Origin of the sequence: Pseudomonas sp. GLN_2 (assembly GCF_043106005.1) — a bacterium.
Taxonomy (GTDB): Bacteria; Pseudomonadota; Gammaproteobacteria; order Pseudomonadales; family Pseudomonadaceae; genus Aquipseudomonas; species Aquipseudomonas alloputida.
In genome coordinates, this window is sequence record NZ_JBICMC010000033.1 from 46,281 (window position 1) to 67,021 (window position 20,741).

13 protein-coding genes are annotated in these 20,741 nt (G+C 64.0%); 4 read left to right on the forward strand and 9 right to left on the reverse strand.

Annotated elements, in window-relative coordinates; all coding sequences use genetic code 11:
• Positions 1-71: 71 nt before the first annotated feature.
• Together ACF8Q6_RS09015 and ACF8Q6_RS09020 are read left to right on the forward strand one after the other, a co-directional pair.
• On the forward strand, positions 72-2,726 hold the full coding sequence (locus tag ACF8Q6_RS09015) for a DUF4118 domain-containing protein (RefSeq protein ID WP_392493378.1): 2,655 nt from the start codon (positions 72-74) through the stop codon (positions 2,724-2,726).
• The gene (locus ACF8Q6_RS09020; RefSeq protein ID WP_392493379.1) at positions 2,723-3,418 is read left to right on the forward strand and encodes a response regulator; all 696 of its coding nucleotides are present in this window, start codon (positions 2,723-2,725) and stop codon (positions 3,416-3,418) included. Before ACF8Q6_RS09015 ends, ACF8Q6_RS09020 begins: the two co-directional genes overlap by 4 nt.
• A gap of 47 nt (positions 3,419-3,465) precedes the next feature.
• Here the strand turns inward: ACF8Q6_RS09020 and ACF8Q6_RS09025 are convergent, their stop codons facing one another.
• Complete coding sequence (locus tag ACF8Q6_RS09025) at positions 3,466-4,371, reverse strand: LysR family transcriptional regulator (RefSeq protein ID WP_012051754.1); 906 nt, start codon at positions 4,369-4,371, stop codon at positions 3,466-3,468.
• Positions 4,372-4,441: 70 nt separating this feature from the next.
• The gene (locus tag ACF8Q6_RS09030; protein ID WP_392493380.1) at positions 4,442-7,372 is read right to left on the reverse strand and encodes an aminotransferase; all 2,931 of its coding nucleotides are present in this window, start codon (positions 7,370-7,372) and stop codon (positions 4,442-4,444) included.
• Between the two features lie 191 nt (positions 7,373-7,563).
• Here ACF8Q6_RS09030 and ACF8Q6_RS09035 point away from each other — a divergent pair, with 191 nt between their 5' ends.
• Positions 7,564-9,753 (forward strand): TonB-dependent receptor, encoded by a 2,190-nt coding sequence (locus tag ACF8Q6_RS09035; protein WP_392493381.1) that lies wholly within the window; start codon positions 7,564-7,566, stop codon positions 9,751-9,753.
• A 123-nt stretch (positions 9,754-9,876) separates the two neighbouring features.
• On the opposite strand, the gene ACF8Q6_RS09040 is transcribed toward ACF8Q6_RS09035, so the two are convergent.
• The 7 genes from ACF8Q6_RS09040 to gloB all read right to left on the reverse strand — a co-directional run bounded on the left by ACF8Q6_RS09040 (position 9,877) and on the right by gloB (position 19,868).
• On the reverse strand, positions 9,877-11,484 hold the full coding sequence (locus ACF8Q6_RS09040) for an ABC transporter ATP-binding protein (RefSeq protein ID WP_392493382.1): 1,608 nt from the start codon (positions 11,482-11,484) through the stop codon (positions 9,877-9,879).
• Between the two features lies 1 nt (position 11,485).
• Positions 11,486-12,505 (reverse strand): ABC transporter permease, encoded by a 1,020-nt coding sequence (locus tag ACF8Q6_RS09045; protein WP_010954919.1) that lies wholly within the window; start codon positions 12,503-12,505, stop codon positions 11,486-11,488.
• Position 12,506: 1 nt separating this feature from the next.
• Positions 12,507-13,580, reverse strand: a complete 1,074-nt coding sequence (locus tag ACF8Q6_RS09050) for a microcin C ABC transporter permease YejB (protein WP_003251466.1) — start codon at positions 13,578-13,580, stop codon at positions 12,507-12,509.
• Position 13,581: 1 nt separating this feature from the next.
• Positions 13,582-15,417, reverse strand: a complete 1,836-nt coding sequence (locus tag ACF8Q6_RS09055; RefSeq protein ID WP_392489693.1) for an extracellular solute-binding protein — start codon at positions 15,415-15,417, stop codon at positions 13,582-13,584.
• Positions 15,414-17,243, reverse strand: coding sequence for an extracellular solute-binding protein (locus tag ACF8Q6_RS09060; protein WP_041168382.1), 1,830 nt, complete (start codon positions 17,241-17,243; stop codon positions 15,414-15,416). Before ACF8Q6_RS09060 ends, ACF8Q6_RS09055 begins: the two co-directional genes overlap by 4 nt.
• Before the next feature lie 314 nt (positions 17,244-17,557).
• A complete protein-coding gene (locus tag ACF8Q6_RS09065) occupies positions 17,558-18,988 on the reverse strand; it encodes a lytic transglycosylase domain-containing protein (protein WP_221101173.1) in 1,431 nt (476 codons plus the stop codon).
• A gap of 100 nt (positions 18,989-19,088) precedes the next feature.
• Positions 19,089-19,868 (reverse strand): hydroxyacylglutathione hydrolase, encoded by a 780-nt coding sequence (gene gloB / locus ACF8Q6_RS09070; protein ID WP_004576947.1) that lies wholly within the window; start codon positions 19,866-19,868, stop codon positions 19,089-19,091.
• Positions 19,869-19,953: 85 nt separating this feature from the next.
• On the opposite strand from gloB, the gene ACF8Q6_RS09075 reads away from it, so the two are divergent.
• Positions 19,954-20,727, forward strand: coding sequence for a class I SAM-dependent methyltransferase (locus tag ACF8Q6_RS09075; RefSeq protein ID WP_003251461.1), 774 nt, complete (start codon positions 19,954-19,956; stop codon positions 20,725-20,727).
• Positions 20,728-20,741 lie beyond the last annotated feature (14 nt).

Sequence of the window (20,741 nt, forward strand, 5' to 3'; positions counted from 1 at the left end):
TAAACCGCTCCTACACGTTAAGGGGGCTTTCCCTGAAGTGGCCGACTGCTGGAAAAAGCAAAGGATGAAACATGAGTGACTCCGCCCGCGCCGATGCGCTGTTGGCCAACCTCCCACGCACCGGCCGGGGCCGGCTGAAGGTGTTCCTTGGCGCTGCCCCCGGCGTCGGCAAGACCTTCGCCATGCTCCAGGCTGCACACGCTCAGCAACGCCAGGGCGTGCAGGTGTTGGCCGGGGTGGTCGAAACCCATGGCCGCGCCGAAACCGAAGCGTTGCTCGGAGGGCTGCATCAGCAGCCCTTGTTGCGTAGCCAGTACCGTGGCGTCACCCTCGAGGAAATGGACCTTGACGGCCTGCTGCGTGCCGCGCCGGCCTTGGCCCTGGTGGACGAACTGGCCCACACGAACGCCCCCGGCAGCCGCCACGCCAAACGCTGGCAGGACGTGCAAGAACTCTTGGCCGCGGGCATCGACGTGTACACCACGGTCAACGTCCAGCACCTGGAAAGCCTCAACGACAAGGTCCGCGACATTACCGGCGTGCAAGTGCGCGAGACCCTGCCGGACTGGGTGCTGCAGGAAGCGTTCGAGCTGGTGCTGATCGACCTGCCTCCGCGAGAGCTGCTCGAACGCCTGCGTGAAGGCAAGGTGTACGTGCCCGAGCAGGCTCGGGCGGCCATCGATGCGTATTTTTCGCAAACCAACCTCACCGCCCTGCGCGAGCTGGCCATGCAGACCGCCGCTGCTCAGGTCGATGCCGACCTGGCCCACGGCTATCGTCAGCGCGGCCAGGAGGCGCCGGCCTTGCGCGGCCGGTTGCTGGTGGGCATAGACGGTGATGACCAGGCCGAACGCCTGGTGCGCCATGCCAGCCGCGTGGCCCAGCGCCGCCACCTGCCGTGGAGCCTGGTGCATGTGGACAACGGCCGCCTGCGTGACGAAACCGCACGGCATCGTTTGCAAGCCGCGCAGCAACTGGCCGAGCGACTGGGCGGGGAGGTGGTGCTGCTGCGTGCTGGCGAAGTGGCCCGTACGCTGATCCAGCATGCTGTCGAACGGCGGGCCAGCCTGGTGCTGGTCGGGCAGTCCCGCAACCGCCTGCGTCGGCGTTTGTTCGGCGCGGGTGTGGCGGCGCGGCTGCTGCGCGAAAGCCGTGGCCTGGAAATCAACGTGCTGGACCGCGACGTGCAGCCGCCAGCGCCGCGTTCAGCCGTGCGGCGGGTGTGGGTGTGGCGTCATTACCTGCTGGCGCTGCTGGCCACCGTGATGGCTGCGGGTCTGGCCTGGGCGGTGTCCAGTGTGCTGGCGCTGCCCAATATCTCGCTGGTGTTCCTGGCGGCGGTGTTGCTGGTCGCAGTGCGCAGTAGCCTGGGACCTGCGCTGGCTTGCGCCGCGCTGTCGTTCCTGGCCTATGATTTCCTGTTCATACCGCCCAACTTCTCGTTCACCATCCAGCGCGAAGAAGACGTGCTGACACTGGTGTTCTTTCTGTTGATGGCTGCGCTCACCGGCAACCTGGCCGCGCGCCAGCGTCGCCAGTTGCAGGCGCTGCGCGAGACCCAGGCGCAGACCAGCCAGTTGCTCGACCTGTCTCGCCGGTTGACGGTAGCCACCGACCGCCAAGCCATTTTCAAGGCTGCCGGCCAGCACCTGGACGGCTGGCAGGACACCCAGGTGTGCTTGCTGGAGCGCAACGCCGAAGGCCAGTTGCAAGTGGCCAGCGGGGAAGCCTGCACCTTCAGCGACACCGAACGGGCGGCTGCCGATTGGGCCTGGCAGCACGGGCAGGCCGCCGGCCACGGCAGCGATACCCTGCCTAATGGCCGCTGGTGGTGGTGGCCATTGGCGGTGGACGATCAGCCGCTGGCCCTGCTGGGGGTGCGCCCGCGCAACGGGCAGCCGCTCAGCGACCCACGCCGGCGCCTGCTCACCGCCCTAGGCCAGCCCCTGGCCCAGGCCCTGGCCCGTGCACGCCTGGCCGAGCAGCTGGAGGCCGCACGCCTGCACGGCGAAACCGAGCAACTGCGCAGCGCCCTGCTGGCTTCCGTGTCCCATGACTTGCGCACGCCGTTGACCGCCATGCGTGGCAGCATCGACAGCCTGTTGGCGTTGGGCGATGCGATCCCGGCTGAAGACCGCCGCGAGCTGCTGGAGGGCACCCGCAACGAGGCCGAACGCCTCGATCGCTACATCCAGAACCTGCTGGACATGACCCGCCTGGGCCATGGCGGCCTCAAGCTGGCCCGCGACTGGGTGGCCCCGGCGGATATCGTCGGCAGTGCGCTCAACCGCCTGCGGGTGGTGCTGGCGCCGCTGCGTGTGCACAGGGACGTGCCGGCCGAGCTGCCATTGCTGTTCGTGCATGCGGCGTTGATCGAGCAGGCACTGGTCAACGTGCTGGAAAACGCCGCACGCTTTTCGCCGGCCAATGGTCGGCTTGAGCTGCAGGTGGCGGTGCATGACGACCAGCTGCGCTTGACCGTCAGCGACCAGGGCCCCGGCATTCCCGAAGATGACCGCGAAAAAATCTTCGACATGTTCTACACCGCCGCCCGTGGCGACCGCGGCGGGCAGGGTACCGGGCTGGGCCTGGCGATCTGCCAGGGCATGATCGGTGCCCATGGCGGGCAGATTCTGGTGGGCGAAGGCATTGATGGCCAAGGCACCAGCATCACTCTATGCTTGCCGCTGCCTCCTCAACCTGAAGCCGAAAGCGAAACCCCATGAGCCAGTCCGCCACCCTGTTGGTCATCGACGATGAACCGCAGATCCGCAAGTTCCTGCGTATCAGCCTGGCCTCGCAAGGCTACAAGGTGCTGGAGGCCGCCACCGGTACCGAAGGGTTGGCCCAGGCGGCATTGGGCAAGCCGGACCTGGTGGTGCTCGACCTGGGGCTGCCGGACATGGACGGCCAGCAGGTACTGCGTGAGTTGCGCGAATGGAGTGCAGTGCCGGTGATGGTGTTGTCGGTGCGTGCCAGTGAAGTGCAGAAGGTCGATGCGCTGGATGGTGGCGCCAATGACTATGTGACCAAGCCGTTCGGTATCCAGGAGTTTCTCGCGCGCGTGCGGGCGTTGCTGCGCCAGGTGCCACAAGCCGGCGGCTCGGAAGTGGCAGCCAGCTTTGGGCCGCTGACGGTGGATTTTGCCTTCCGCCGGGTGACGCTTGAGGGTGTTGAGGTGGCATTGACACGCAAGGAGTATGCTTTGCTGGCGCTGTTGGCCGGGCACCCCGGGCGGGTGATTACCCAGCAGCAGCTGCTCAAGGATATCTGGGGGCCGACCCATGCGGAGGATACCCACTACCTGCGCATCGTGGTCGGGCATCTGCGACAGAAGCTGGGCGATGACCCCACGGCGCCGCGGTTCATCATTACCGAGGCGGGGGTTGGCTACAGGCTGGTAGCGCCGACAGCATAACCCTCCCAAAGGCGATCGCCTGCAGGGCCTGGACGTGCGCAAGGGTGTCAGGCCCTGGGGGGTTCCTTCTCGAACAGCTGGCGCATGACTTCCAGGTAGCGTCGCGCGCCCAGGCCCAACGGGCGCGACTTGATCCAGATGATGTCTACCCACAAGCGCAGGCGGCTGGCCATGTTGTCGAAGCGCACCTCGGCCAGCGCGCCCGAGGCAATCAGCGGTTCGACCAATGGCTGCGGCAGGTAGGCCCAGCCCAGCCCGGACTGCACCAGGTCCAGCGTGGCCAGGTAGCTGTCGGTCAGCCAGATGCGCCGGGACAGCACCATGCGTGGGTCCGATCCGGTGGCCTTGCCCGAAGCCACGATGATCTGCCGTTGTTCGGCAAAGGCCTCTTCAGGCAATGGCGTACCGCTGTTCTGCCCGGCCGGATGGCGTGGTGAGGCAACGGCCACCAGCAGTTGGCTGCCGGCTTCGAGGAAGGATTCGCGCTCATCGATGCCGGGCCGTTCGAACACCAATGCCAATTGCACACTGCCGTCATGCAGCAGGCGAATGGCCTCGGTCTGGGTGGCCGAACGTACCTCGACTTCCAGGCTGGGAAATGCCTGGGCGAGGATTTCCAGCGGCTGGCTCCAGCGGCCGGTCTGCAACTCGGGCGCCATGGCGATGGTCAGGCGCTTTTCCAGGCCTTTGTGCAATTGCAGGGCCTGGGCATCCAGCAGGTTGAGTTGGCAGATGACCTGCCTGGCCTGAGGTTCCAGCGCCAGGGCGGCGTTGGTGGGCAAGGCTTTGCGCGTGGCCCGGTCGAACAGGGGCAGGTCCAGTTCCGCTTCCAGTTGGGCGATTGCCATGCTCACGGCTGAAGGCACACGGCCCAGCTTGCGGGCGGCGGCGGAGAACGAGCCGGCATCGAGCACCGCGAGGAAAATCGCCAGGGAGTCGCTGGTAAAGGCCATTGTCGAAAACCTGCTGACGGGAGCGTTGTGGCCGAAAAGTATGAACACTCATCGGCCAGCTTCACAATCCCTACAGCCCTTCACCCAGTACCTGATCAATACAATCGACAAAGTAGTCCACGCTCGCCCGGCTGGTGCACATCGGTGGCTTGATCTTGAGGATGTTCAGGTAGTCGCCGGTCGGCTGCATGAAGATGCCCAGGTCACGCAGGCGATCGCACAGCATCATGGTTTCTTCGGTGGCCGGCTCCAGGGTGGTGCGGTCGCGCACCAGCTCCAGCCCCAGGTAGAAGCCCGAACCATGTGCCGCTCCGGCCAGCGGGTGCTTGTCGACCAGCGCCTGCAGGCGTGCCTTGAAGTAGCGCCCGGTGTCACGGGCGTTGTCCCACAGGCCTTCCTCCTGCATGACATCCAGCACCGCCATGCCGATGCGGCAACTGACCGGGCTGCCACCGGCCGAGGAGAAGAAGTAGCCCTCGGCCTCCAGTGCCTCGGCGATTTCGCGACGGGTGATGACCACGCCCAGTGGCTGGCCGTTACCCATGCCCTTGGCCATGGTAATGATGTCCGGCACCACGCCCTGTTCCTCGAAGCCCCAGAAGTACTCGCCCAGGCGGCCATAGCCCACCTGCACTTCGTCGGCGATGCACACCCCGCCGCGGGCGCGGACCTTGGCATAGGCTGCGCGCAGGTAGCCTGCGGGCAGCGAGATACCGCCGGCATTGCCGTACACCGGTTCGCAGATGATGCCCGCCAGCTGACGGCCACGGGCGTCGAGGTCAGCCAGCTTGGCGTCGACGTCCTGCAGGTAGTCGGCGGCGCTGTCGGCCCCGCGGAAGCGGCCGCGGAAGGTGTTCGGTGCTTCGACCGGGTGTACCCAGTCCGGGCGGGTTTCCAGGGCTTGCGGGTTGTCGGCGATCGACGTGGAGATGGCATCGGTGGCCACCGACCAGCCGTGGTAGGCCTCCAGCACACTAAGCAGATCGCGCCCGCCACTGTAGGCCCAGGCCAGACGAATCGCCAGGTCGTTGGCCTCGGTGCCGCTGTTGACCATGAACACCCGGTCGAAACCTTCGGGGGCCAGCTCCAGCAGGCGCTCGGAGAATTCGGTGATTGCTGCGTAATGGAAGCGCGAGTTGGTGTTCAGCAGCGACCACTGCCGCGCCGACTCGGCAACCATGCGTGGATGGCCATGGCCCAGCACCGCGACGTTGTTGAGCATGTCCAGATAGGAACGGCCCTGCATGTCGATCAGGTAGTTGCGCCAGCCACGCTCAATGTGCGGCGGTTGCGCATAGTAGTGCTTCTGCGAGCGGGCGAAGCTGGCATCGCGGCGGGCCAGCAGCGCTTGCGGATCGGGTAGCGGCTCGGCATCGCAATCGACGCCCAGCAGGGCGGCCGGTGACGGGCACAGGGCCAGCCAGGCGGCGGCTTGTGAAGGCGTGGCGAAGCGCGGCGGATGGATGCCATTGTCCAGGCACAACTGCACGCTGAGGAAGCCGCAGCTGCTGCCCAGGAACTGGCCCTTTTTCACGGCCTGGCCGTCTGCCGGTGCGTCTTCCAGGCCTTGCAGCCACAAAGCCCAATGCGGGGTGCGCAGGCAGCCCCGGCCGTCGCCGCGGTGCTGCCAGGTGCCGGCTGCCGGGGCTTGCACCGGGCTGCCGTTGGGCACATGCAGCTCGACGCCAAGGGCGCAGGTGGCGGGTTCGTCGGGGCGGTCGATATGGGTTTGCGACAGGCGATACTGCCCGTGCAGGCTGCAGGCCGGGGCAGGGTGCAGGGTTAATAGACGTTGGTCGAAGCCGGGTTGCTCCCAGTTGCCCGCTTCACAATGCTCGCTGAGCACGCCGAGGTCCACGCGCGTCACCGGTTGCCCCGCAAGTTCGGGCAGCAGCGGCGCGCAGCCGGTCAGGTCTGGCGTGGCGGGCTGCAGGCCGGCAGCTTGCAGGATGGCCGCTTGCATTAGCGCGAAAGGCACGGCGGTGGCGGTGTCGAAGATTTCCCACTCATGGGCGACGTTGTCGCGGGTGTACTGGTTGCCCGGGTCCACGGCCAGTTGCTGCGCACTGCTCAGCACCAGCACTGCCGCGCGGTTCAGTACCAGAGGCCACAACGCACGCAGCTCGGCGTCGGTCAGCGGGTTGAGCGCCTGGTAGGCGCTGATCGCCGGCAGGATCCGCAGCGGGTCGCCTTCGGCGTGATGCAGCAGCGCCGCGCAGGTCACCGACAGGTCGGCGATGCGCCACGTGCGCAGCAGGTCGCCGAAGTCGATCACCCCTTGCAACTGCCACTGGCGCTCGCCATCACGGGCCCAGACGGTGTTGTCGTCGGTAATGTCCAGGTGTACGGCCTGGCTTGGCAGCCGATCAACCAGCGGTGCGAGGTGTTCGTCGGCGACGCGGGTGGCGTGTTCGATGCGGACGCGTTGCTCGGTGTTGTGCAGGACGGGCAGCAGATGCTGGATCAACGCCTGGGCGTGTTGCGGGTCCCACTGCAGGGTGCGCGCAAGGCCGGGGTGGTCGAAATCGGCCAGGGCGCTGTCGAGCCGCGCGCACAGCCTGCCCATTTCGGCCATCACCTGCGCTGGCATGTGCTTGAGACGCGTCAACGGTTGACCTTCGATGTAGCCGAGCAGGCGTACCCGCAGCGGTTGGCCATCAACCTCCACGTCCAGCAAGTTTTCGCCGCTGTGCGCCGCACGTACTGCGGGCACCGACAGGCCGTGCTCACGCAGGTAGGCGAGGGCGGCATGCTGCGCCTCCAGCTCCATCTTGGCGTAGCTGCCATGGCAGGCCTTGAGCACGAACTGCCCTTCAGCCGTGTCGACCCGGAAGTTCAGGTCCTGCTGACTGCCCAATGCCGACAAGCCACCGGCAACGCCGTAGTGCGTCTGCAGCAAGGCATGCGCTTGGGCTTCGCTGAGCGTGGGGCCTGGCAGGCTGGCGCGCTGGATCAGCTGCTCGAGGGCAGGGGAGACGTTTTTGTGTTGTTGACTGGGCATGGCTCTACCGTTGGAGCAGGGGGTGAGAACAGCGACTGTATGCCCGATCTGGCTGATGATGAAAGACGATCGTGATCAGAAATCCTGATAAATGGCAGCCCTTTGCCACGTACCTGGGTTGATGTTTGTGTTTGGTAAGCATTACCATTTACATTTGGTTTCACTTCCCCAGCGCTGTCAGGAATTTACCAATGCCTTCCCGTTTTCCCTCACGCCCCGCATTACTGGCGATCTGCTGTTCCGTAACCCTGATGGCGCAGGCTGCCGAGCCGATCCAGCTGGAGGCGACCGATGTCAGCGCCGATGCCTTGAAAGCGCGGCCCGACGCGTTGCCGGACGAGTTTGCCGGAGGCCAGGTTGCCCGTGGCGGGCGGATGGGCGTGCTGGGTAACCAGGACTATATGGATGTGCCGTTTACCATGACCAGTTATACCGCCAAGGTGATCGAGGACCAGCAGGCGGAGGATATCGGTGACGTCTTGGCCAACGATCCTTCGGTGCGTGAATCATTCGGCTTCGGCAACCAGTCCAAGGTGTTCGTGATCCGTGGTTTGCCGTTGGCTGGCGACGATATTTCATTCAATGGCCTGTACGGCATCTTGCCGCGGCAGATCATGTCCACCGACGGCGTCGAGCGGGTCGAGGTGTTCAAGGGGCCCAATGCCTTCCTCAATGGCGTAAGCCCGACTGGCACCGGCCTGGGCGGCAACGTCAACCTGCAGCCCAAGCGCGCCGGCGATGAGCCGACCCGCCGCTATACCCAGGACATCAGCGCTGATGGCCGCATTGGCGAGCACCTGGATATCGGCCAGCGCTTCGGTGAGGACAACCGCTTCGGCGCGCGCCTGAACCTCAGCCAGCGTGAAGGTGAGACCGCCGTCGACGACCAGGACCAGCGCACCAAGCTGTTCACCGCTGGCCTGGACTACCGCGGCGACAACTTCCGCGTGTCGACTGATATCGGCTACCAGAAACAGCGCATCAACCACCTGCGCAATTCGGTGCGCCTGGGCAGCACCGCGACCAAGGCCCCGACCGCACCGGATGCCAGTCACAACTATGGCCAGAACTGGAGTTACAGTGAGTCGGAAGATACCTTCGGCATGGTGCGTGGCGAATGGGACCTGAGCGACAACTGGACCGCCTACCTCGCCGGCGGCGCCCGTCACACGCGCGAGCAGGGTACCTATGGCACGCCGGTACTGGTCGGCAACAGCGGCGCAGCGACGATGACCGCTTCGGACATCGTGCACGGCGAAGACAACACCAGCTTCAGTACCGGCCTGAATGGGCGGCTGCAGACCGGGCCGATCAGCCACCAGATCGCCGTGGGAGCCAATACCATGTGGACCCAGGCGGAAAACGCCTACATCTTCTATTCGCCAATCAGCACCAACATTTACGACACCGTGCAGCAGGCCAAGCCGGGCACGGTCACCAGCACGGGTGGCGACATGGGTGACCCTGGTGTCACCGGCAAGACTCGCGCGCGGAGCATCGCGATTTCCGACACCATTGGCGTCTTCGATGACCGCCTGTTGCTGACTTACGGCTTGCGACGGCAGCAACTGCGGGTGGAAAGCTACACCTACGATGGCACTGTTTCCCAAGGGCAGCCCAACCTGGCGAATGACGGCAGCCGCAAAGGCGACCCATACGAGGAGTCCATCACCACACCGGTCTATGGCATCGTTTTCAAGGCCACCGACAGCATTTCCTTGTATGCCAACCGCATCGAAGGCCTGGCGCAGGGGCCGACGGCGCCAGGCAATGTGTCGAACGCCAACGAGATGTTCCCGCCAGGCCGTACCAAGCAGCTTGAGGCTGGTATCAAGTTCGACCGACAGACCTTTGGTGCGAACCTGGCCGTGTTCCGTATCGAGAAGCCTTCGGACGGCTATACCTTGAACAATGTCTTCATTCGTGACGGCGAGCAGGTCAACAAAGGCCTGGAGTTGAGTGTGTTCGGCGAGCCGGTACAGGGCTTACGCCTGATGGCCGGCGGCACGCGCATGACCTCGGAGCAGAAAAATACCGCCAACGGCAGCAACGATGGCAACCATGCCATCGGCGTGCCGACGTTCCAGCTCAATGCCAGCGTCGACTGGGACGTGCCCGGCGTGCCGGGACTGGCGCTGAATGCGAGGATGCTGCGCACCGGTGGCCAGTTCGTCGATGCGGCGAACAATGTCAGTCTGCCGACCTGGAACCGTTTCGATGCCGGTGCCCGCTACAAGTTGAAGGTAGCGGAGAAAGACCTGACCTTGCGGGTGAATGTGGAGAACCTGACCGACAAGAACTACTGGGCTTCGGCTAACGGCGGTTACCTGACCCAGGGTGACCCGCGACTGGTGAAGTTCTCCGGGACCATTGATTTCTGATAACCCGGGCGTACGTAATCTCCAGGTGTTCTATGCCCGATTGCGTCAGGGCACCTGCCTTGGGTTTTGCGGTGTTGCGTAGATCGAGCGCCGCAAGAATCAAGGCGAACACACACCCTTCTCCTACATATTCCCAACCTCCAGAAACGCCGCCTCCAGCAACTGTCGCGTATAGGGATGCTGTGGCGCATGGAAGATTGCCTGCGCGTCCCCTTGCTCTACCACACGCCCATGCTTGATCACCATCAATTGATGGCTCAACGCCTTGACCACTGCCAGGTCATGGCTGATGAACAAGTAGGTCAGGTTGTACTTCTGCTGCAGATTACGCAGCAGCTCGACCACTTGCCGCTGCACGGTACGGTCCAGCGCCGAGGTGGGCTCATCCAGCAGAATCAGCGCCGGCTTCAGCACCAGCGCCCGGGCAATCGCTATGCGCTGGCGCTGGCCACCCGAAAACTCATGCGGGTAGCGATGCCGCGTGCGCGGGTCCAGCCCCACTTCCTCCAGCGCCGCGATGATCGCCGCTTCCTGTTCCTGCGCATTGCCAATACCGTGAATGCGCAACCCTTCGCCGACGATATCCGCTACGCACATGCGCGGGCTAAGGCTGCCAAATGGGTCCTGGAACACCACCTGCATTTCCCGCCGCAGGGGGCGCACGGCTTTCTGGTTCAGCCCTTCGAGGTTCTGCCCATGAAAGCGAATGCCGCCCTGGCTGGAAATCAGTCGCAAGATCGCCAGGCCTAATGTGGACTTGCCCGACCCGGATTCGCCAACAATGCCCAGCGTCTGGCCCTGGGGCAAGCTGAAGTTGACCCCGTCCACCGCCTTCACATGGTCGACCGTGCGCTGCAGAAAGCCCTTCTTGATCGGGAACCACACCTTGAGGTCATCCACCTCCAGCAACGGCGCGCCCACCGGATTGTGCGCCGGCAGCCCGCTGGGTTCGGCATTGATCAGCATCTGGGTGTAGTGGTGCTGTGGCGAGCTGAACAGCGTGGCGCATTCGGCTTGCTCGACAATTTGCCCGCGCTGCATCACGCACACGCGGTGGGCGATGCGGCGCACCAGGTTCAGGTCATGGCTGATCAGCAACAGGGCCATGCCCATACGCGCCTGCAATTCCTTGAGCAGCTCGAGGATCTTCAGCTGCACGGTCACATCCAGCGCCGTGGTCGGCTCGTCGGCAATCAGCAGCTCGGGCTCGTTGGCCAGCGCCATGGCGATCATTACCCGCTGGCGCTGGCCGCCCGACAATTCGTGGGGCAGGGCCTTGAGGCGCTTGCGCGGCTCTGGAATGCCGACCATATCCAGCAACTCCAGGGTGCGCGCAGTCGCTTCCTTGCCCGTCAGGCCCTTGTGCAGCAGGAGGATTTCGTTGATCTGCTTTTCGATGCAATGCAGCGGGTTGAGCGAGGTCATCGGCTCCTGGAAGATCATCGCAATGCGGTTGCCGCGAATGCGCTGCAGGGTCTTCTCGCTCTGCTGCAGCAGGTCCTTGCCTTCGTAGCGGATGCTGCCGCTGGGGTGCCTGGCCAGGGGATAGGGCAGCAGGCGCAGGATCGAGTGCGCGGTGACCGATTTGCCCGAGCCACTTTCGCCCACCAGGGCCAGTGTCTCGCCTTTGCGAATATCGAAGCTGACGCCGTCCACCACCCGGTTGACCTGGTCCCCGGTCACGAACTCCACGGCCAGGTCCCGCACTTCGATCAGGTTCTGTTCACTCATGTCACTTCCTCGGGTCGAAGGCGTCGCGGGCGGATTCGCCGATGAACACCAGCAGGCTCAGCATCAGCGCCAGCACGGCAAAGGCGCTGATGCCCAGCCATGGCGCTTGCAGGTTGGACTTGCCCTGCGCCACCAGTTCGCCCAGCGAGGGCGAACCGGCGGGCAGGCCGAAGCCGAGGAAGTCCAGGGCGGTGAGGGTGCCGATGGCGCCGGTGAGAATGAATGGCATGAAGGTCATGGTCGAGATCATGGCGTTGGGCAGGATGTGCCGGTACATGATCGCGCCGTTGCGCATGCCCAGGGCGCGCGCGGCGCGCACGTATTCCAGGTTGCGCCCGCGCAGGAACTCGGCGCGTACCACGTCCACCAGGCTCATCCACGAGAACAGCAGCATGATGCCCAGCAGCCACCAGAAGTTGGGCTGCACGAAGCTGGCCAGGATGATCAGCAGGTACAACACAGGCAGGCCGGACCAGATTTCCAGAAAGCGTTGCCCGGCGAGGTCGACCCAACCACCGTAGAACCCCTGTAGGGCGCCTGCGATGACGCCGACAATGGAGCTGGCCACGGTCAAGGTGAGGGCAAACAGAACCGAGATGCGGAAGCCGTAGATCACCCGCGCCAGCACGTCGCGGCCCTGGTCGTCGGTGCCCAGCCAGTTGTCCGCCGAAGGTGGGGCGGGGGCGGGGACGCGCAGGTCATAGTTGATGCTCTGGTAGCTGAACGGAATGGGTGCCCACAGCACGAAGCTGTCTTTCTTCGCCAGCAGTTCGCGGATGTAGGGGCTCTTGTAGTTGGCTTCCAGCGGGAATTCCCCGCCGAAGGTGGTTTCCGGGTAGCGCTTGAACGCCGGGAAGTACCATTGGCCGTCGTAACGTACGGCGATCGGTTTGTCGTTGGCGATCAGTTCGGCGCCCAGGCTCAGCCCGAACAGAATCAGGAACAGCCACAGCGACCACCAGCCACGGCGGTTGGCCTTGAAACGCTCGAAGCGCCGGCGGTTGAGGGGGGACAAGGCCATGTCAGTGCTCCCGGCTGGCAAAGTCGATGCGCGGATCGACCAAGGTGTAGGTCAGGTCGCCGATCAGTTTCACCACCAGCCCTAGCAGGGTGAAGATGAACAGGGTGCCGAAGACCACCGGGTAGTCGCGGTTGATGGCCGCTTCGAAACTCATCAGGCCCAGGCCGTCGAGGCTGAAGATCACCTCGATCAGCAAGGAGCCTGTGAAAAAGATGCCGATGAACGCCGAAGGGAAACCGGCGATCACCAGCAGCATGGCGTTGCGGAACACATGACCGTACAGCACCCGTGATCGGCTCAGGCCCTTGGCTTTGGCGGTGACCACGTATTGTTTGTTGATCTCGTCGAGGAAGCTGTTCTTGGTCAGCAGGGTCATGGTGGCGAAGTTGCCGATGACCAGCGCGGTGATTGGCAGCACCAGGTGCCAGAAGTAGTCCAGCACCTTGCCGGTGGTGCTCAGTTCGTCGAAGTTGTTGGAGGTGAGGCCACGCAGGGGGAACCAGTCGAAGTAGCTGCCACCGGCGAACAGCACGATCAGCAGGATGGCGAACAGGAACGCCGGGATGGCGTAGCCGACGATGATCGCCGAACTGGTCCACACGTCGAAGTGGCTGCCGTGGCGCACGGCCTTGGCGATCCCCAGCGGGATCGACACCAGGTACATGATCAGCGTACTCCACAGCCCCAGCGAGATCGAAACCGGCATCTTCTCGGCGATCAGGTCGATCACCTTGGCGTCGCGGAAGAAGCTGTCGCCGAAGTCCAGCCGGGCGTAGTTCTTGACCATGATCCACAGGCGCTCGGGCGGCGACTTGTCGAAACCGTACATGCGCTCGATTTCAGCGATCAGGGCCGGGTCCAGGCCCTGGGCGCCGCGGTAGTTGGAGCCAGCCACGGAAACCTCGGCGCCGCCACCTGCAATGCGGCTGGTGGCGCCTTCGAAGCCTTCGAGCTTGGCGATCATTTGCTCGACCGGGCCACCGGGGGCGGCCTGGACGATGATGAAGTTGATGATGAGGATGCCGAACAGGGTCGGGATGATCAGCAGCAGGCGGCGCAGGATGTAGGCCAGCATCTTAGTTGGCCTCTTGCGCAGGCGCTTCGCTGACCGCCGGGGTTACATCGGGCTTGATCCACCAGGTGTCGATGCCGATGTCGTACTTGGGCGACACGTTCGGGTGGCCGATGTGGTTCCAGTAGGCCACACGCCAGGTCTTGATGTGCCAGTTGGGGATCACGTAGTAGCCCCACAGCAACACGCGGTCGAGGGCGCGGCAGTGGTCGACCAGGCTCTGGCGCGAGTCGGCGTTGATCAGCTGGTCCACCAGTTGGTCGATGGCCGGGTCGCGCAGGCCGATGAAGTTGCGGCTGCCGGGGTTGTCGGCGGCGGCGCTGGACCAGAACTCGCGCTGCTCGTTGCCTGGCGAGTTGGATTGCGGGTAGCCGCCAACGATCATGTCGTAGTCACGCGAGCGCAGGCGGGTGATGTACTGCGAAACGTCGACTCGGCGAATGTTCAGCTCGATACCGAGGTCGGCAAGGTTGCGCTTGAACGGCAGCAGAATGCGTTCGAACTCGGTCTGCGCCAGCAGGAACTCGATGCTTGCCGGCTTGCCTTGGGCGTCGACCATCTTGTCGTCGACGATTTTCCAGCCGGCTTCCTGCAACAGCTTGTAGGCCTGGCGCTGTTGCTCGCGGATCATGCCGCTGCCGTCACTGACCGGGTTGTGGAAGACCTCGGTAAATACTTGCTCGGGCACTTTGCCGCGCAGTGGTTCGAGGATTTTCAGCTCGTTGGGGCTGGGTAGGCCGCGGGCGGCCATTTCCGAGTTCTCGAAGTAGCTGCCGGTACGGGTGTAGGCGCCGTTGAACAGCTGCTTGTTGGTCCACTCGTAGTCCAGCAGCAGGCTCAGTGCCTGGCGCACACGCACATCCTGGAACACCGGGCGGCGGATGTTGAAGATGAAGCCCTGCATGCCGGTGGGGTTGCCGTTGGGCAGCTCTTCCTTGATCAGGCGACCTTCGCGCACGGCGGGCACGTTGTAGGCGGTGGCCCAGTTCTTTGCACTGACTTCCAGGCCATAGTCGAATGCCCCGGCCTTGAGGGCCTCCAGGGCGACGGTGGTGTCGCGGTAGGCGTCGAACGTCATGACATCGAAGTTGTAGAAGCCACGGTTGATGGGCAGGTCCTTGGCCCAGTAGTCCTTGACCCGCTCGTAGCGCACCGAGCGCCCGGCCTTGACCTCGGCGACCTTGTACGGGCCGCTGCCCAACGGGATTTCCAGGTTGCCGCGGTTGAACTCGCGGTTTTCGTACCAGTGCTTGGGCAGTACCGGCAGTTGGCCGAGGATCAGTGGCAGCTCGCGGTTGTTCTTGTGCTTGAACTTGAACAGCACCTTCAGCGGGTCTTCGGCGACCACTTCGGCGACGTCGGCGTAGTACTGGCGGTACAGCGGGGCGCCGTCCTTCATCAGGGCGTTGAAGGTGAACACCACGTCGTCGGCGCGCATCGGATGGCCGTCATGGAAGCGCGCTTCAGGGCGCAGGTAGAAGCGCACCCAGCTGTTGTCCGGGGCCTTTTCGATCTTGCCGGCCACCAGGCCGTATTCGGTGAACGGTTCATCCTGGCTCTGGCGCATCAGGGTGTCGTAGATAATGCCGATGTTCTCGGCCGCCACGCCTTTGTTGATGAACGGGTTGAGGCTGTCGAAGCCGCCGAAGCTGGACTGGCGGAAGGTGCCGCCCTTGGGCGCATCCGGGTTGACGTAGTCGAAGTGCTTGAAGTCGGCGGGGTACTTGGGTGGCTCGTCGTAAAGGGTGAGCGCGTGCTGCGGTGCGGCCAGCGCGGGAAGGCTCAGGCAGGCGAGCAACAGGCTGCCTGCCAGCCGGCGCAGACGGTGCGTTGGCGTCATTGGGCTTTCTCCGAAGTCTTGATCCACCAGCTGTTCAGCCCAAGGGTGTAGGGCGGCGTGGTGACGAAGGCGAACCGGTTGCGGTAGGCCAGGCGATGGTTGTCGAGGTACCAGTTGGGGATCATGTAGTAGTGCCATGAAAGCACGCGGTCCAGGGCGCGGGCAGCGGCGACCTGGTCATCGCGGGTGCGGGCGGCGAGCAGGGTGTCGAGCAGGTGGTCGACCACCGGGTCCTTGACCCCAGCATAGTTCTTGCTGCCCTTTGTCGCGGCCTGGCTGGAATGGAAATACAGCCACTGTTCGAGGCCGGGGCTGAGGGTCTGGTTCAGGGTCATCAGAATCATGTCGAAATCGAACTGGTCCAGGCGTTGTTTGTACTGGGCACGGTCCACGGTGCGCAAGCGCGCATCAATGCCGATGCTGGACAGGTTTTCGACATAAGGTTGCAGGATGCGTTCAAGGTTGGGGTTTACCAACAGCAGCTCCATGCGCAGCTGCTGGCCCTTGCTGTCGACCAGGCGCTGGCCGTTCAGCTTCCACCCGGCTTCAGCGAGCAGGCCCAAGGCCTGGCGCAGGGTCTGACGGCTAATGCCACGGCCATCGGTGTGGCTGACCTTGTACGGTTCGCTGAACAGCTTGGCCGGCAACTGGTCACGGAACGGCGCCAGCAGCAGCCACTCCTTGCCGGTGGGCAGGCCGCTGGCGGCGAACTCGCTGTTGGGGTAGTAGCTGGTCGAGCGGCGGTAGGCGCTGCTGAACAGCGCGCGGTTGGTCCACTCGAAGTCCAGCATCAGCCCCAGCGCCTGGCGTACCCGCGGGTCACTGAACGCGGCCCGGCGGCTGTTCATGAACAGGCCCTGTGTTTGCGTGGGGATGCTGTGCGGGATTTGTGCCTTGATCACTTCACCCCGGCGCACGGCAGGGAAGTTGTAACCGTTGGCCCAGTTTTTTGCCTGGTGCTCGATATAGATGTCGAACTCGCCGGCCTTGAAGGCTTCGAAGGCCACCGTCGCGTCGCGATAGAACTCGTATTCGACCCGATTGAAATTGTACTTGCCACGGTTGACCGCCAGGTCTTTGCCCCAGTAGTTCTTCACTCGCTCGAACACCAGGCGTCGTCCGGGTTGTACCTGGGTGATGCGGTAGGGGCCGCTGCCCAACGGGGGCTCGAAGGTGGTGGCCTTGAAGTCGCGCTTCTGCCAGTAGTGTTTGGGCAGCACCGGCATTTCGCCCAGACGCAGGATCAGCAGCGGGTTGCCGGCGCGTTTGAACACGAAGCGGATGCGTAGCGGGCCGAGGATGTCTACCCGCTGCACTTCCTGCAGGTTGGTGCGGTAGATCGGGTGGCCATCCTTGAGCAGCGTGCGGTACGAGAAGGCCACGTCAGCCGAGGTGATGGGCTGGCCGTCATGCCAGCGGGCTTCGGGGCGCAGGTTGAACACCACCCAGCTGCGGTCCTCGCTGTACTCCACCGAGCGGGCGATCAGGCCGTAGCTGGAGGTTGGCTCGTCACCGGACGGGTCGTACTGGCCAGTGCCGACCATCAGTGGCTCGTTCAGCTCACTGATGCCGTACTGCTGGAAATTGGGCGTGGTAATCGGGCTCGACCCTTTGAAGGTGTAGGGGTTGAGCGTGTCGAAGGTACCAAAAGCCATGGCCCGCAACGTGCCGCCCTTGGGCGCTTGCGGGTTGACCCAGTCGAAGTGGGTGAAGGTGGCTGGGTACTTGAGCGTGCCGAACTGCGCGTATCCGTGGCTTTCGCTCACCATCGCGGCTGCGGGAAAGCTCAAGGCCAGGCTGAGTGACAGCAGGAGGGGACGTATCAAGTCGGCATCCGATCCAGAGGCGTTGGGCTTTGATCGAGTACAGTAACAGCTTGGTGGGGTTGGAAAAAGAGAGGCTTTGAAGGCGCGGGCCCCAAGCCGGGGGCGACAGGTGCCACGGTACCTGTGGGAGCAACTGTCTTGCTCAATTTCTGAAAGCTGGCGCGATTGGAGTGGGAGCGGCCTTGTGTCGCGAAAGGGCTGCGCAGCAGCCCCGGCAGTTCATGCTGAAAAGTTGAAACACTGGGGCCGCTCCGCGCCCCTATCGCGACACTAGGCCGCTCCCACAAGGCCGCGTGAGGGCCCTGGTTGCGGGATCAATGCCCGAGGTAGACGGTCAGGGTCTGGCCTGGCTTGAGGGCATGGCCGCTGCGTGGGTTCCAGCGCTTGAGGTGCTTCATTTCCACATTGAAGCGCTTGGCCACCAGGTACAGGGAATCGCCCTTGCGGACCTTGTATTGCGTGGAGCGTTTTCCGGAGGCGGCAACCCGGTTGCCGGCGGCGCTCGGTGCACTGCCACCGCGCAGGGCTAGCACCTGGCCAGCACGCAGACTGTTGCCGGACAAACGGTTCCAGCGCTTGATGTCCTTGACCGACACACGGTTGGCCTTGGCTATGGCGCTCAGGTTATCGCCACGCTTGACCCGGTAGCTGCGTGCCCCCACCGGTGCCTTGGCTTCGGCCACGGCCCGGGCAAACGCTGCTTTCGGCGGTTGCAGGCTGACCAGTTGCTCCGGGTTGAGGTTGGACAGGCTGGCACTGAGCAACTGCGCCTTGGCGGTGGGTACCAGCAGCTGTTTCGGGCCATCGACGGTCATGCGCTTCTTGAATGCCGGGTTGAGCTGGATCAGCTCGTCCTCGTCGATGTTGGCAAAGGCCGCGACCCGGGTAAGGTCCAGGCGGTCATTGATCGCCACCGCTTCGAAGTACGGTTCGTTGGCGATCGGGGTGAGATTGACACCATAGGCTTCTGGCGTGGACACCACCTGCGACAGTGCCAGCAACTTGGGTACGTAGTCGCGGGTTTCCTGTGGCAGCGGCAGGTTCCAGTAGTCGGTCGGCAGGCCGAGCCTTTCGTTGCGCTCGATGGCTCGGCTGACGGTGCCTTCGCCGGCATTGTAGGCCGCCAGGGCCAACAGCCAGTCGCCGTTGAACATGTCGTGCAGGCGGGTCAGGTAGTCCAGCGCGGCGTTGGTCGACGCGGTGACATCGCGGCGGCCGTCATAGAAGTTGGTCTGGCGCAGGTTGAAGTGGCGACCGGTAGCCGGCATGAACTGCCACATGCCGGCAGCGCTGGCGCGTGAGTAGGCCATGGGGTTGTAGGCACTTTCGATGGCTGGCAGCAGGGCCAGTTCCAGCGGCATGTCGCGTTCTTCAAGGCGCTCGACGATGTAGTGCAGGTAGAGGCTGCCACGTTCCCCGGCGCTTTCGATGAAGGTCGGGTTGCTGGCGAACCACAAGCGCTGCTGTTCGATGCGCGGGTTGACGTCGATGCTGTCCTGCAGGGCGAAGCCCTGGCGCATGCGCTCCCAGACATCCTGCGGCGCCTGCTCGGCCGGCTTGACCAGCAGCGGAGAAGGCTTGTGCTTGATCCGCGCCTGGTAGTTGTGCGCGCGAACGCTATCGGATTCGTCGAGCTGACGGGTGCTCTGGCAGCCCACCAAGGTGGCGGCCAGGGCCAGCGCACTGATTTGGGCCAGGCGCGTCAGGGCGACGGAATGAGAGGTTCTGCGGCTACGGGAAGACATCGGCTGATACAGGTATCCGGGCGAAAAAGTTCGGCGATTCTAGAAACCGCTCCGGGCCTGGTCAACCTTTGACCATCACTTGTGATATATCTTGCGGTTATCAGAAGGTGTCCTTCCAAGACCTCAAGGCAGCAAAAACAGCGACATGCGTGGTGTTTGAATGTCCCTTCCATTCGTCTGCTTTTTGTTTAACTAATGTTTCAGAGGTGCGCAGAAAGGGGTTGGTCAGGCGCTCCAGGCCGATCGTTGATGGCAAACTGATGCGATTTTCGGCGCGCAAACGGCTAACGTCCTCGAACCGTTGTTGAACGTGCGGGTTGGTCGGTTCCACCGCCTTGGCGAAACGCAGGTTGCTGAGGGTGTACTCATGGGCGCAGTACACTGCTGTCTGCTCTGGCAGGGCCGCCAGGCGGGCGAGGGCCGGCTGCATCTGTTCGGGTGTACCTTCGAACATGCGCCCGCAACCGGCGGCGAACAGGGTATCGCCACTGAACAGGATGGGCGTTGCTGGCTGGTCGCTGAAGAAGGCGATATGCCCCAAGGTGTGGCCGGGTACCGCCAGCACCTGGAAAGTCACACCCAGCACGTCCACCCTGTCGCCTTCGTCCAGTGCCAGGTCGCGGCCGGGAATGCGTTCGTTGGCGGGGCCACAGACCCGTGCGCCGGTCAATTGCCTGAGCCGCTCCACACCGCCGACATGGTCATTGTGGTGGTGGGTGACGAGGATGTCGCTCAGCACCCATTCGGGGTTGGCAGCCAGCCAGCGCTCCACCGGGCCGGCATCGCCCGGGTCGACCACCGCACAACGGCGTTTGGCAGTATCCTGTAACAACCAGATGTAGTTGTCGGAGAAAGCGGGGAGAGCATCGATCTGTATCATGGTGCGGATCCGATTCGCCTAGCGTGGCACATGAGGGCATCTTAGCCGCGATGGCGCGGTGGGAGAACCTTCGAGGGAGAGCGCAATGACCGACCAAGCTTTTGCACAGGCCGACCCGGACTGGGTCGAGCTGATCAGCCTGGCCCGTGAGTGGTTCAACGGCCCACTTGGGCAACTGATGCTCAAGGAGGAGGACAAACTGCTGGAAGAAGAGCTCGGGCGCTTCTTTGGCGGCTATCTCGTGCATTACGGGCCCTGCGCCGAGCCACCGCCCAGAGCCCCCCAGGTGCAGCGTAACGTGCGCCTTGGTGCGCCCTTGCCGGGTGTGGAGATTGTCTGCGAAGAACAGGCCTGGCCGTTGAGCGAGCACGCTGCCGACGTGGTGGTGCTGCAGCATGGCCTGGACTTCTGCCTGTCGCCCCATGGCCTGCTGCGCGAGGCCGCCAGTGCCGTCCGCCCGGGCGGGCACCTGCTGATCGTGGGGATCAACCCCTGGAGCAGCTGGGGCATGCGTCATTTCTTCAGTCACGGTGCTCTGCGCAAGGCGCGCTGCATCTCGCCGTCCCGGGTGGGCGACTGGCTCAACCTGCTGGGCTTCGCGCTGGAGAAACGCCGCTTCGGGTGCTATCGTCCGCCGCTTGCCTCACCTGCCTGGCAGCAACGCCTGGAGGGCTGGGAGCGACTGGCCGGCGGCTGGCAGGGCTCCGGTGGCGGGGTGTACCTGCTGGTGGCGCGCAAGATGGTGGTAGGCCTGCGGCCCTTGCGGCCGGAACGTCGCGAGCCAATGGGCAAGCTGCTGCCGCTGCCACTGGCGAAAGTCAACCGCACCGCAGCCAACCCCGAAACTGACAAGCACTGAATTCAAGAGTGGTA